General features: G+C 49.3%; 14 protein-coding genes. 6 read left to right on the top strand and 8 right to left on the bottom strand.

The window, feature by feature from the left end:
- Positions 1–4 precede the first annotated feature (4 nt).
- On the bottom strand, positions 5–1,312 hold the full coding sequence (locus K7P76_RS03055; protein WP_232183135.1) for an alpha-glucosidase/alpha-galactosidase: 1,308 nt from the start codon (positions 1,310–1,312) through the stop codon (positions 5–7).
- 147 nt (positions 1,313–1,459) lie between these two features.
- Between K7P76_RS03055 and K7P76_RS03050 the strand changes: the two genes are divergently transcribed.
- Positions 1,460–2,329, top strand: coding sequence for a helix-turn-helix transcriptional regulator (locus K7P76_RS03050; RefSeq protein WP_232183132.1), 870 nt, complete (start codon positions 1,460–1,462; stop codon positions 2,327–2,329).
- Between the two features lie 38 nt (positions 2,330–2,367).
- On the opposite strand, the gene K7P76_RS03045 is transcribed toward K7P76_RS03050, so the two are convergent.
- The 5 genes from K7P76_RS03045 to K7P76_RS03025 form a co-directional block, all read right to left on the bottom strand.
- Positions 2,368–3,276, bottom strand: a complete 909-nt coding sequence (locus tag K7P76_RS03045; protein ID WP_232183129.1) for a DMT family transporter — start codon at positions 3,274–3,276, stop codon at positions 2,368–2,370.
- A 120-nt stretch (positions 3,277–3,396) separates the two neighbouring features.
- Entirely contained in the window at positions 3,397–4,050 is a 654-nt protein-coding gene (locus K7P76_RS03040; RefSeq protein ID WP_232183127.1) for a helix-turn-helix domain-containing protein, read from the bottom strand.
- A gap of 188 nt (positions 4,051–4,238) precedes the next feature.
- On the bottom strand, positions 4,239–5,339 hold the full coding sequence (locus tag K7P76_RS03035) for a Gfo/Idh/MocA family protein (RefSeq protein WP_232183125.1): 1,101 nt from the start codon (positions 5,337–5,339) through the stop codon (positions 4,239–4,241).
- A 23-nt stretch (positions 5,340–5,362) separates the two neighbouring features.
- On the bottom strand, positions 5,363–6,082 hold the full coding sequence (locus K7P76_RS03030; RefSeq protein WP_232183115.1) for a ThuA domain-containing protein: 720 nt from the start codon (positions 6,080–6,082) through the stop codon (positions 5,363–5,365).
- Positions 6,083–6,102: 20 nt separating this feature from the next.
- Complete coding sequence (locus K7P76_RS03025) at positions 6,103–7,128, bottom strand: LacI family DNA-binding transcriptional regulator (protein WP_232183112.1); 1,026 nt, start codon at positions 7,126–7,128, stop codon at positions 6,103–6,105.
- Between the two features lie 183 nt (positions 7,129–7,311).
- Between K7P76_RS03025 and K7P76_RS03020 the strand changes: the two genes are divergently transcribed.
- On the top strand, positions 7,312–7,887 hold the full coding sequence (locus K7P76_RS03020) for a TlpA family protein disulfide reductase (RefSeq protein WP_232183110.1): 576 nt from the start codon (positions 7,312–7,314) through the stop codon (positions 7,885–7,887).
- Positions 7,888–7,930: 43 nt separating this feature from the next.
- On the top strand, positions 7,931–8,341 hold the full coding sequence (locus K7P76_RS03015) for a Uma2 family endonuclease (protein WP_232183108.1): 411 nt from the start codon (positions 7,931–7,933) through the stop codon (positions 8,339–8,341).
- Positions 8,342–8,380: 39 nt separating this feature from the next.
- Here K7P76_RS03015 and clpP read toward each other — a convergent pair whose 3' ends face one another.
- Positions 8,381–8,968 (bottom strand): ATP-dependent Clp endopeptidase proteolytic subunit ClpP, encoded by a 588-nt coding sequence (gene clpP, locus K7P76_RS03010; protein WP_232183106.1) that lies wholly within the window; start codon positions 8,966–8,968, stop codon positions 8,381–8,383.
- Positions 8,969–9,152: 184 nt separating this feature from the next.
- Here clpP and K7P76_RS03005 point away from each other — a divergent pair, with 184 nt between their 5' ends.
- Positions 9,153–9,890: an RNA polymerase sigma factor gene (locus K7P76_RS03005; protein ID WP_232183094.1), complete on the top strand. Its 738-nt coding sequence runs from the start codon at positions 9,153–9,155 to the stop codon at positions 9,888–9,890.
- Positions 9,891–9,960: 70 nt separating this feature from the next.
- On the opposite strand, the gene K7P76_RS03000 is transcribed toward K7P76_RS03005, so the two are convergent.
- Positions 9,961–10,830, bottom strand: coding sequence for a phytanoyl-CoA dioxygenase family protein (locus tag K7P76_RS03000; protein WP_232183092.1), 870 nt, complete (start codon positions 10,828–10,830; stop codon positions 9,961–9,963).
- A gap of 171 nt (positions 10,831–11,001) precedes the next feature.
- Between K7P76_RS03000 and K7P76_RS02995 the strand changes: the two genes are divergently transcribed.
- Together K7P76_RS02995 and K7P76_RS02990 are read left to right on the top strand one after the other, a co-directional pair.
- Positions 11,002–11,859: an AraC family transcriptional regulator gene (locus K7P76_RS02995; protein WP_232183091.1), complete on the top strand. Its 858-nt coding sequence runs from the start codon at positions 11,002–11,004 to the stop codon at positions 11,857–11,859.
- A gap of 157 nt (positions 11,860–12,016) precedes the next feature.
- Entirely contained in the window at positions 12,017–12,892 is an 876-nt protein-coding gene (locus tag K7P76_RS02990) for a helix-turn-helix transcriptional regulator (RefSeq protein ID WP_232183081.1), read from the top strand.

Here is a 12,892-nt window from a genome sequence, read left to right as displayed (position 1 = left end):
CGTACTATACCACAGAGTACTTCGGCAGCCAATCCCCATGAGCTTCGATAAGATCGTCGCACATCGAGATGATGTCATCCATCGATAGCTCGGCAGCGGTATGCGGATCCAGCATCGCCGCATGATAGATATGCTCTCTCTTGCCTGTAATCGCGGCTTCGATCGTCAGCAATTGCGTGTTGATGTTAGTGCGGTTAAGCGCGGCGAGCTGCGGCGGAAGGTTGCCTACGTATGTTGGATTAACGCCCGAGCGGTCGACCAGACACGGAACTTCAACGCAAGCTTCGCGAGGCAGGTTGGCGATCAAACCGCCCGTGTTCATGACGTTGCCGCCGATCTTGAACGGTACGTCCGTTTCCATGGCTTCGAAGATATACGATGCATATTCGTGGGAGCGATGGTGCTCCAGATTCGAATCGTTGATAAGTTCTTCGCGCATCTTCTTCCAATTGGCGATTTGTTCGATGCAGCGGCGCGGATATTCGTCGAGCGGAATGTTAAAGCGCTCGATGAGCTCCGGATAGTTGCGTTTGATGAAATACGGATGGTACTCGGCATTATGCTCGGAAGATTCCGTAATATAATAGCCGAATTTCAGCATCATCTCGAAGCGAACCATATCCCAATGCTTCTCGTTCTGCTTTGCGGCCGCGCGTTTCTTGATTTCCGGATAGATGTCGACTCCGTCTTTCGTTGCTTCAAGCAGCCAAGCCATATGGTTGATACCGGCAATCTTTGTTTTAACGCCCGTCTGATCCATGCCCAAATGCTTGAACAATTCCGGTACGCATGCTTGTACGCTGTGGCACAAGCCAACCGTTTTCACGCCGCCGTAGGTGTTCATAACGTTCGTCAGCACAGCCATCGGGTTCGTGTAGTTAAGGAACCACGCATCCGGGCAAACCTCGCGGATATCCGCTGCGAAATCGAGCATAACCGGAATCGTACGCAGATTGCGGAAGATGCCTCCGATTCCGACCGTGTCGGCGATCGTCTGTCTCAAGCCGTATTTCTTGGGCACTTCGAAATCCGTAATCGTACATGGGTCATAACCGCCCACTTGAATAGCGTTAACGACATATTTAGCGCCGCGCAGCGCATCCTTGCGATTGGTGAACGACTTAATAACACACGTGCTTCCGGATGTCTTTTTGATGTTATTCAGCAAATTCTCCGAATCTTGCAGACGCACCGGATCGATGTCGAACAGAGCAATTTCAAAGCCTTGAAGAGCCGGCGTCAGCATGACGTCGCCTAACACGTTTTTCGCGAATACCGTGCTTCCCGCACCTAAAAAAGTAATTTTAGACAATTTGAAAACCTCCGAATAACAAAGTGAATGGCTATCCTCAATGTAATGCAAGCGCCATCAAAAGAGTATGGATTGATTACGCATCTATATGGACATTTGTAGTTTATTTGTTAAAGTAATAGAAAAGACTTGCAAGGAGACGCGGCCATGAATCCAGGGCACCATTATTACTCCCACAGCATCAATCCTTCCCCCATAGAAGGAGAAATTACCGTGCTGTTCAGCGGAGAAGGCCAACCGCGCAGCTTGCATAAGATGGGGCCAACCATACACGATTACTATCTTATTCATACGGTATTATCGGGACAAGGCGAATTCAACGTCCGCGACCAACGTTACCGCTGCAACGCGGGAGATACCTTCATCATTTTTCCCGGGGAATTGTTTTCCTACCAAGCGGACGAGCACCAGCCATGGCAATATGTTTGGATCGCTTTCGTAGGACATGGAGCAGCTGCTTTAATGGACTCGATCGGAATTTCACGCGATGACCCGGTCATTACCGGGAGCCCTAATCCTAATATTCGTGAATATTATAGCAGGCTGCACAGCTGCTTCCAGTCCGATTCCTTGCCCGAACTCTCCAACTTGGAATCGGGAGGATGGGTTCGCCTTCTGTTCCAGCAACTCGGACTTGCGAAACGCCGGCTTGAAGCTGCTAACCCGCCTGCAGTAAGCTTAATCGACCATACGATGAAACAAGCCATACAGTTTCTAACGCTGCAGTTTTCGCAGACGATCTCTATCGAGCATATGTCGAATGTGCTGGGGTACCACCGAACTCATCTATGCAAACTATTCAAACAAACCACGGGACTATCGCCTATGCAATATTTGCTTAAGATCCGCATGGAACGGGCTGAGCAGTTGCTCACGACCCCGATGACGATTGACCAGGTCGCTTCCTCCGTCGGCTTCGGCGATGCGCTGTATTTTTCGAGAAAATTTCGCAAATGGCGGGGGCAATCCCCTTCCGAATACAGAAAAACGCTCCGGAATGTTCCGCAGCGTTCTTAGGTTTTACGATAAAGATCGTTTTATTGGTGTAATGCTAATTACATGCTTAACGCAGGACTCAGCTTTCTCTCCGTACTAATCCATACTAACCCTGCCGCCATACAGACAGCTCCAACCATCTGCCAGGACGTTATGCCCTCGTCGAAGAAGATAAGCCCCGCGATGACCGCGGCAGCTGGCACAACGTAACGGAAGAAGTTGGCGCGCGCCGCGCCGATCTTATACATACTTGCATTCCACACGACAAAAGCGAATACAGTGCATATGAGAACGTTATAGATAATAGCCGTATAGTGCCCCGCTCCGAGCCCGTTCCAATCAACTTTACTCCAACTCCCCCATGTTAAAGGAGCCATAAACAAGCTGCCGAAGAAAATAAACCACGTGCTGACGCGAAGGGAAGAGTACTGCCTCATCAACGGCATGCAAGCAAGGTTAAACAACGCTCCGATAATGCTAACGCCGAAAGCAAGCAGGTTGCCGATCATATGATCGGATGATAGATTTAATCCTTCTCCGCCGCCTAGAATAATGAATGTAACTCCGACAACGGCCGCAGCTCCTCCAACGCCGAGGCGTCGAGTAAACTTCTCTTTGACAAACAATGGCGCAAATAGAGCTGAAAAAATCGGCCAAGGCGCAACGTTCAACAGTGAAGCATTGGCAAGCGTCGTATATTTGATCGAATACATAACGGCGATTTCTAGCCCTGTCACCCCAATGAGTCCAATCAGAGCAAGTTGCAACAAGACTTTCAAAGGAATGCCGATGCTGCCTTCTTTCATTTTCAAGATTAAGAAAAAGAACGGTACTGCCAATCCGAAGCGAAGAAAGGAAAACAGAATCGGGTCGAACGTATCCATCGCGGAACGAGATACTCCGAAATTCGCCCCCCATATTGCCGCTACAAGCGTAAGTCCTGCGTAGTAAATCCATTTTTTGTCCATGCTTTGTTGTCTATGCTCCGATCTGAGGAGATAATCTACTATCTATCGTATTGTTTTAAGTACAAGTAAGTTCCAATCTCATTGAGTATAATATCTTGATTAAGGTTGGTAAAGGCCGTTTTAGGTATGCCCAGTGACACTTTTGAGCTTAGTCAGGTAAGATTTCCAAACCGATGCATCCGTGTCTTCGCCTGGTGTTAATTCTAAGATCGTTTTACTGCCGAATACCTCCTCGAAAGAACGCCCGTCGTACTTCTCGGACAGTTCTTGAATAGAGTTTTTCAAGTAAGTGAATTCGTCAACGACCGGCTCCTCGTTTTCATTCTCCCAATTTTGCTTCAAGACCGATACGGGTACCCGGTTCCCGTTCGGAAACATCACTACGGCATCTTCAGGAATTCTAAGGTGTTCCCTTCCATGCCTTATTACTCCTTCAATTCTGCCATCGCGAACCCAATTATTGATCGTTTGGACCGTAGTTCCGGTATACCTGGACAAATCTGTTGTTGAATACACGATATTGGATTTCTGTTTAGATGCTTCTTCACTGATAAGCTCTGTCAACTTATTGAAGTATTCAATAAGTACTAGTCTATCTTGAAAAAGATTTTCATCCCACGTTCGAACGATGGTATCCGCATTTTTTACGGAGTGTGCAAGCGCTTTGACCAAGAGAGCGCTTGTCGCATAATCCAGCTCAATCATCTGCCTAAAAAGACTTGGTGCTTGTTGGTTAAAAGCCGCTTTTTCTAATGTGGACATCGGCATTATCATCACCTCACACCTCCATTTTATATAATCATCATATGAATTACAATAATTTATAAAGTGAAGTGAAAACAAAATGAAAAATATTACTCTCATTATTATCCGTCAGAACAGAAAAAATGCATGTCCAACAAAACAAAGAACCCCCACCAAAGGAGGCTCTACAACAAACCTATCGGCACAACTAACCAACATCAGTCCAAGCTAAAGTCCGCCAAACCAAGCGGCAGCGGCGCCGGCTTCTCGCAGGTGCTTTGCATCAAGTAATGCGCGCCTTGGTTGGAAGCATCATGGAAACCATGCATCGCTTCCAGCACATGATAGGCCATGTCGCCATTCGCGCGGTGCTTGCGGCCGGTTTGAATCGCTTTAGCCATATCGGCCGCACCTACGCCGCGCGCGTTCTCGGCTTTCCCGTGCGTGAGCGGGATTTCGGACCATTCCTTGGCCCCTGCGCGCCAGATGCTGACCGGGCCGCCAAAGCCGTTCGGATCAGGCACGATGAGCGTGCCTTCGCTTCCGTACACTTCGATGCGCGGCAAAAGCGAATTGCCTTTCACATCGAAGCTGGTCAAGATCGTCCCGATCGGGCCGGACGCAAAATCGATTACGCCCGCAATATGCGTCGGAGTTTCCACTTTAACCTTCTGGCCGAATTTCGGCTGGCTCGTAATCGTCCGTTCCAGGAAGGAAATGCGCGTCGAGCCCGTTACCCGGGTCATCGGTCCGAGCATCGCAACGAGAGCGGTTAAATAGTATGGACCCATATCGAACATCGGGCCGCCGCCCTTGTGGTAATAAAACTCAGGAGCCGGATGCCAGCTCTCGTGACCCCCGCACACCATGAAGGCCGTAGCTCCGATTGGCGTACCGATCCATCCGTCCTCCACAAGTTTAACCGATGTCTGAATACCGCCGCCAAGGAACGTATCCGGCGCGCTTCCAACTAACAGCCCTTTGCGTCGTGCCAGTTCAAGCACTTCCAAGCCTTCCTCGCGGGTAACCGTGAACGGCTTTTCTACGTAGACGTGTTTGCCCGCTTCCAGAGCCTGCAACATAACCGATGCATGCGCCTGCGGAATCGTCAGGTTGATGATCATCCGTATTTCCGGATCGGCGAGCAGTTCCGCTACCGAGCAGCCGCGAATGCCGTGTTCTGCCGCTTTGGCTTTAGCTCGCTCTACGTCTAAATCCGCGCAAGCTACGACTTCCATCGAATCGAATCTTGAACCGTTCTGAAAATAAATGCCGCTTATATTTCCCGTACCGATAATTCCGACTTTGATTTTTTCCATGAACGTTCCTCTTCCCCAGAGTTTTAGAGTTGGTTGTCGGCCATGCCTGTGTATGCGCCTTGGACTTCACCTTTAGGAGCTAGAGCTTTGCCATCCGCGCACCAATTGAATCCGCGTCTCATCAATTCCTTCACGATCGGTATTTCCATGATGTTCGCCTGGTGGCCGAGCGAATTGTAGTACACTCGCCCGCTGCCCCAACGTTTCGTCCATACGACAGGCATATCCACTGCGCCGTTAGGTGAATGCGGTCCTTGTGCGAGTGGAAAACGGGTCGTTGCCAGCACTTCGTTCGCCGGATCAACGTGCAAATAATATTGCTCCGTCGACACGGTGAAGTCTTCGATGCCTTCGACGAGCGGGCTTGAACCCGCCTTTATGTTAACCGTGTATTCCGTACCGTCGTTGCCTGGATGCGCGATCCACTGGCCGCCGGTCATGAACTGCCAATCCGTGTTCTCGCGGAATGCGTCGCACATTCCCCCATGGCAGCCTGCCAATCCGACGCCGCTCTGAACGGCCGCGGATACATTGTTCACCCATTCCTGCTCGATTCGACCCATCGTCCATACCGGAACAATCAAATCAAGCGTCTTCAGCTTCTCTCCATCCGAGAAAGCATCAAGCTTATCCGACACCTCGACGCTGAAGCCTTCCCGCTCGAGCTGGCCGCGGAAAATTTCCGCAACCTCCTTAGGCTGATGGCCGTCCCATCCTCCCCATACGATCAACGCTTTTCTCATAATAACCTTCTCCAATCCGTTTAGTTGCCGCTTGATTTTCTAATCTTGAGCTCGGTTTGCAGCTTCTCGTTAATAACCGTCTCCGTCTCGTCCTTGTCCGTTAACCGGGATAACAATTTCTCCGCGGCCAATCGTCCCATCTCATAAAAAGGAACTTTAACCGTCGTAAGAGGCGGCTCTGTTAGGCTCGCAGCATCGGAATCATCGTAAGCGACGACCTTCAAGTCTTCGGGCAATTGGCAGCCTCTTTCTCGCAAGCCTTGCATCAGTCCGATTGCCATGCGATCGTTACTCACGAAGATGGCGTCCAGCTTCTCCAAATCGGCATAGACCAAATTCGCCGCTCGGTTTCCGCTTGTTCGGCTGTAATTGCCTTCGTAAATAATGGATTCATCCAGCTTAATTCCTGCATCATTTAATGCTTTACGATAGCCGGTCATCCGATCCCAACTGTTAGAGTATTGCGGCGAACCGTTCAGAAAGCCGATCTTCCGATAACCTTTGTCTATCAAATGCTTGACCGCTTCATAACTGCCCTGCTCGTGGTCCGCCGCAACGACGCTAACGGAAGGGTTATCGAATCGTTGATCCATGACGCAGAAGGGCAGCCGTTCCTCGGCAAGCCGGTTAACCCCTTCCATGTCGGTATCCACGGCGCTTGCTCCAAGAATAATGCAAGCATCGACCCGCTGAGTGCGAAATAATGACACGTAGTCATATACCGTCGCTGGATCACGAAAGAGCAGCAGCAGCCCATAGCCCTTGGAGCGAACCGCTTCACCGATCCCGCTTAATATTTCCGAGAAATAATAGGTGGAGAAAAGATGCACTTTCGGCACATGGGGCAGCACAACCCCGAGGTTGCCGCTCTTCCCTCTGGCAAAGCTCGATGCGACGGCATTCAGCTCATAATTGAGCTGTTTTGCCGCTTCTATTACCCGCACGCGCGTCGATTCCTTCATCGGACCGATCCCGTTTAATACCCTGGATACGGTTGCTTCGGATACGCCGGCCAGCCTAGCTACTTCTTTGCGGTTAGTCGTCAAAGGTACAAGCACCCTGTCTGTTTATTATTAATGTACGCGTGTACATTATGGCATGCGCGAACATAGGAGTCAAGGTAAATCGCTTGGTTCATCGGTCAATAAACTACTCTATCTCCATGTATGGAATGCCGAGGATATTGTCTACAATAAGAATCACCCGTTCGTAAGAAAGCAGGGAAATTAATGAACAACAACTTGCGTAATTGGATTATTTTCTCTACGGTTGTCTTGCTTACCGGATTGGTCTTGTCACAGCAAATAGACCGAAAGAGCAATCATCCGTCGGATTCGTCGGTCACGGCCAAGGTTATGCGAACGGAAAACTCCGAATCACCCAAAATCGGCCACACTGCACCTCCATTTTCATTGACGGGTATCGACGGAAAATCATATGAGCTGATAAAAATGCGCCCCAAACCCGTCATCCTTAATTTCTGGGCTTCTTGGTGCGGTCCTTGCCAAGATGAAGCTGCAACCTTCGTTAAACTGAACAAGCAATTTGGTGATCGCATTCAAATATTAGCTATCAACCTTACAGCTGCGGACAGCGTAAAGTCCGCGCAACAGTTTGCACGGACTTATGGCTTCACGTTTCCGGTTCTGCTCGATACAGACGGCCGGATTGCCGCCCGTTATAAGATACGTGCGATTCCGTCCACGATGTTTATCGACGGGCAAGGAATAATCTCGGACGTGGTGCTCGGAGCGCTTTCTTGGGACACTCTTCATAACCGAGCTTTATCTTTGCTTAAAGATTAACCGCATTAATCCAACGAAGTATCAATTTGACAGACAATTTACGTTGGGCCATAAAAGCTGTAAGTCGGATTATATCATTTATTCCGCTCCTCTTGATGTGATCTTGAACGGGACGAATGTCGTACAGCCCGATATATTGATGATTCACCGCAGCCGCCAACACATTGTGACAGCCCGGGGAATCGAAGGGCCGCCGGATCTCGTAGTAGAAATCATCTCTCCCGGTTCTCGTAAACGGGATAAGGTGAAAAAGATGACGGTATACGAAAAACATGGCGTCCCGGAATATTGGATCATCGATTCAGAAACGCGAATGCTGGAACAATATCTGCAGAATGATCGTGAACGATACGAACTCTGCGATTTATTTGAAGGTGACGACCGGGTAACTTCGAACAAGCTGCCTTGCGTTGCTTTTGTCATCAGTGCCATTTTTAGCGAAATCATCCATTGACGAATATCCGGGAAAACACACTTGTTTATGACCGGTCAACTAATTCACTGACGTAATTACTTGGTCAATGATCCCGTATTCGAGCGCCTCTTGTGCGGACATGAAATAATCCCTGTCCATGTCCTTTTCCACTTTCTCGATCGGTTGCCCGGTTCGCTCGGAAGTAATCTGGTTCGTCTTTTCCCGAATTTGCAATATTCGCTTGGCGCTAATAGCAATGTCGCTGGCCTGCCCTTGCGCGCCTCCGTGCGGTTGGTGGATCATGATCTCGCTATTCGGAAGCGCGAAGCGTTTCCCTTTAGCGCCCGCTAATAATAAAATGGCTCCGAAAGATGCTGCCATTCCCATGCAGATCGTATGAACTTGAGGTTTAATGAATTGCATCGTATCGTAAATAGCAAACCCTGCCGAGGTGGAGCCGCCCGGGGAATTAATGTAAAGACTGATTTCCTTCTCCGGATCTTCCGCAGCCAGGAACAACAATTGGGCGGTAATGCTATTCGCCGACTGATCATCGATCGCAGTCCCCAAGAACACGATCCGGTCCTTCAGCAATCGGGAATAAATGTCGTAGGATCTTTCGCCGCGATTCGTCTGCTCTACCACGTAAGGAACATAATTACTCATCTGTTCATTCACCGCTTCCCTTATTTATCGTCGCTTTCCCCCTGTAAACGAATGGAGGCCAACGAAAGATACGGAAGCATACTAAGCGAAAATATCGTAAACTAATGATAAAAACTGCGTATCTTTCTACATGCTTCGTTCGTTTACATTAGCAAGCATAAGAGCGGGTAAAGGAGGGTTCTCGATGATCTCAACGGATAAAATGGATAATACCGCGATCGAAGCCGATGTCCACCACATGGAGCAGTTGCAAACCGCGCTTAAACGCTATTGCCTAAGCTTGACGGAATCCAGTTGGGATGCCGAGGAATTGGCGCAGGACGCTTGGCTGAAGGCGGTAACGACGTTAAAAATCGCCCGGCATGCCAACCCTGAAGCTTATTTGCTTCGGATAGCCAAAAATACGTGGATCGACCAAACGCGCAGAAAATCGGTTTTCACCCGATTATTGAAGTCGGAACAACCGAGGGTGACTTTGCCTAATAACGGTTCATTCGAGATCGAGTTCGCCTTTCAGGCTTTAATGAAGCACTTATCTCCCCTCCAGAGAGCCGTTTTCTTGCTTCGCGATGTATTCGATTATTCGATTTCCGAAGCCGCTGAAATGCTCAAGACGACGGAGGGCGCGGTTAAAGCGGCTCTGCACCGGGCTCGCCACTCTCTTGAAGCAGTCAAAGAGGATCTTGAAAAGGATACCCTTCCATTACCCGAAGACGAGGGTTTAAAGACTTTCCTGAGGATTCTTGCGAAGGCGTACCAGATGGGGGATATGGCAACATTAGTGGAGCTTGTGCAGAGAAACGAATTGGAGCCTGCCATGGCAATTGGTATCCTGCACAATAGACGGTTGCACAATTTACGCTCCGCAAGGCGTATCGATAGCAGTCAAACACCGCGCTCTCAGATTCAAATGGCGGCTTAACCGCTCCTGATCGAATGGGATATTGGCATAAAGGAAAAACCTTCAAGGTGCGTCCCCGAAGGTTTTTCCTTTATTCTAAAATGTGCTCAGGTCGCTCGGCAAGCCAATCTTCAAGCGTCGCGACTTTCTCCGGAAACTTGTAGCTTCGGGCAAGAAAACCTGCTCCGTGGCTCGGCATCGGGTCCTGATCGGTTGGCTGATAGCGCAAATCCACGCTCCAACGAACCTCGTCCGAATTGTTCTGCGTCGACATATGCAGGCAGCGATCGTTAAAGAGGATAGCGCTTCCTGCTGAAACCGGCAATACGACGGTTGCTGTTTTGCCTAGTTGATCCTCTCGGAGCGCGGTGTATCCCGTTCCGGTCTTTTCTTCCTGATGCCACTCCAATAACCGAGTCCGGTGGGTCTTAGGTTTAATATGCAGGCAGCCGTTCACTTCATTCGCGTCCACTAAAGGAATCCATACCGTAATAACGGGATTGGAGTTGGCGTCAGGCCAATACGACTTGTCTTGGTGCCATGGTACGGCGCCTGCCGCGACCTTGGGTATCTTAGGCCGTACATTATAAACGGGATTTGAAAATAATTCTCCCCCGATTAACGATTCAACGGCATCCAAAATTTTGGGAGTGCTCATTAAGCGGAAATAACCGGGTATTCTATCCCGCCAGCTCCTGCCGTACTTCAGAAAGTCATCGGCAGTCAAATCCTTAAAAAGCTCCGCCAGACGATATTTAAACGGCCGAGTTTCTAACTTGTCGCTAATCAAACCCGCTGCCAGCAGCTCGTCCGCTATGGAAGAAACCTTCTCGTTCATCGCTTCCCGTGCCGGAACCAGCTCTTCGTCCGACAATAGTTTAGGCAATACAATATAGCCTTCCTCGTTGTAGAATTCAACTTGCTCTTTAGTCAAACTTCCGCGGATCTTTTTATCGATCATTGGGTTCAACTCCTCGATTATTAATTTAATATATTTATAATTTAGCATGGTCGCTCAACATCGTATTTAGATACCCGTTCGGAAATTGATCATTTTTTCCGGCTTTTTTATTTGCGTTTCCTACGGTATCATAATCTTTAACTTAGACTTTTCCCGATAGGCGGTGCTGCATTGTTTTCGACACTTGAGCTTCAGCCTTCCGTTCGCGTTGCCCATTACTATGAATTCCCGCCGGGGAGCCAAGCAAGCGAATCTTCAAGATACGGCTACTGTTACGCATTCCATCTCATTGATGAAGGCAAAGGAAAGATCGCCGTCCCGGACGGCTTATTTAACGTCAAAAAAGGAGACCTCATTTACTTCCCTCCCAAGCTGCTGCATTCGTTCATTTCCGATCCCGATCAGCCGCTCGCCACATACAATATTTACTGCGAAATATGGTCTTCCGAACCGCTCGCCACGACCCAGCATCTCGTCTGGAACGTTGCCGATTTCGATCGCTCTTATCTAACGCAAATAAAGGTCAATACGGAAATAGACGAGTTGCCCTATCACCTCCCGCTTCAGCATCATGGAACGATGATAGCGTTATTCGCCCACATCGTGAATCACTACCAGAAGAGCAACCCAGCATCTAATCTAATCGCGAGCAGCTTGCTGAAGGCTTTCCTGCTTGAATTCATCCAACTTTCCAAAGCTCCCCTGCTAACGGATTATCGGATCAAACCTATCATAGATATGATCGACCAAGAAGCCAACGCCGGCAGGCGGTACGAAACCTGGCTTGCGCTCAGCGGTATGAAGAAAACCCAATTCCACGAACTGTTCAAACAGGCTTCCGGATTATCTCCGAAAGCCTATTGGACCCAAGCAATTATGAAGCGAGCCGCCGCAGCCTTATGGGAAAGCAACCGATCCGTTACCGACCTCGCCGACGATCTCGGATACTCGTCTATCCATCATTTCACCAAACAATTCACGGCTTTTTACGGGGTATCCCCATCCGTCTTTAGAAAACGCAGAAGGTGAATTGAGCGTCCGCGAAGTTGTGCAGAAGAGCCCCCGACAACTCTCAACATCCCCTATTTCAACAGTAAATTGTCTTGCGCCTCGTCTACTCGCTCATTATGATGGGAATGACGGATCGTGCATTTCTCATCATTTATTGAAAAAAGGAGTTCCCGACATGGCCATCAGAACAATGGACGACATTATGCCGACGGTAAACTTCGCAAGCCGATCAACGGCGCCGCCCGGAACCAACTGGGGTGTCCGCATCATTCCGGATAACCAGTTGTTCTTTGTCGTATCCGGCCACGCCGAACTGGTCATTGGACAGCACAAATATACGATTCGCGCCGGAGAGTGCGTCTACTATGGCCCGGAATGCGCCCATTGGCTGTCCGCTGTCGATGCGACCGATTATTTCAGCGTTCATTTTGAGTGGTTTCATCATTCAACCTTTCCGATTCATCCGGGCAACCGGATTCAATATCCCGGGAAGGAATCACTCGGCATCGAACCCTATAACCCGAAGCTTGACCTTCCTCCATACGGTGAAATCACCCTTCCGACTAAATTGTCCATATCGGGACTGGAGCCGATTCTGACGAGAATGGTGAAAGAATACGAGCTTGAACAGCCCGGCTACGCGCTCACACTTCGAGCACTAATGATGCAAATATTATCGCTTGTGTTCCGGCAGCTTGTAAGCAACGAATCGACGTCCAAGTCTTACGGCCGAATCGAACCCGCCATTCAAGCGATGCAAGAACAACCGGGTAAAAATTGGGCGGTCTCGGAGCTTGCCGCCATGTGCGGATATCACCCGATCCATTTCGCTAAATTGTTCAAAGAGGAAATCGGCTTGCTTCCTAAAAATTACGTCATAGGAGAGAGGATCAAGAGGGCCAAACGCGCGCTATTGCAAGAGGAAAAAGTCGAGGTTATATCCGAGCGGCTCGGTTTCACGAGCATTCATTACTTCAGCCATCAGTTTAAACGGCTAACCGGATTGACGCCAACCGAATTCAGAATGCACGGGCGCCCTCCAGAGGTGTGA

The organism is Cohnella silvisoli, from assembly GCF_021190915.1.
GTDB classification, from domain to species: domain Bacteria; phylum Bacillota; class Bacilli; order Paenibacillales; family Paenibacillaceae; genus Cohnella; species Cohnella silvisoli.
Note: the sequence above shows the minus strand (reverse complement) of the source record. Positions and strands in the feature narration are given on the sequence as shown.

Excerpts from the sequence above, each read along its gene's own strand:
- K7P76_RS03005 (WP_232183094.1), top strand. The coding sequence starts at position 9,153 with ATGATCTCAACGGATAAAATGGATAATACCGCGATCGAAGCCGATGTC.
- K7P76_RS03040 (WP_232183127.1), bottom strand. The coding sequence starts at position 4,050 with ATGATAATGCCGATGTCCACATTAGAAAAAGCGGCTTTTAACCAACAA.
- K7P76_RS03035 (WP_232183125.1), bottom strand. The coding sequence starts at position 5,339 with ATGGAAAAAATCAAAGTCGGAATTATCGGTACGGGAAATATAAGCGGC.
- clpP (WP_232183106.1), bottom strand. The coding sequence starts at position 8,968 with ATGAGTAATTATGTTCCTTACGTGGTAGAGCAGACGAATCGCGGCGAA.
- K7P76_RS02990 (WP_232183081.1), top strand. The coding sequence starts at position 12,017 with ATGGCCATCAGAACAATGGACGACATTATGCCGACGGTAAACTTCGCA.
- K7P76_RS03050 (WP_232183132.1), top strand. The coding sequence starts at position 1,460 with ATGAATCCAGGGCACCATTATTACTCCCACAGCATCAATCCTTCCCCC.
- K7P76_RS03020 (WP_232183110.1), top strand. The coding sequence starts at position 7,312 with ATGAACAACAACTTGCGTAATTGGATTATTTTCTCTACGGTTGTCTTG.
- K7P76_RS03000 (WP_232183092.1), bottom strand. The coding sequence starts at position 10,830 with ATGATCGATAAAAAGATCCGCGGAAGTTTGACTAAAGAGCAAGTTGAA.
- K7P76_RS03045 (WP_232183129.1), bottom strand. The coding sequence starts at position 3,276 with ATGGACAAAAAATGGATTTACTACGCAGGACTTACGCTTGTAGCGGCA.
- K7P76_RS03030 (WP_232183115.1), bottom strand. The coding sequence starts at position 6,082 with ATGAGAAAAGCGTTGATCGTATGGGGAGGATGGGACGGCCATCAGCCT.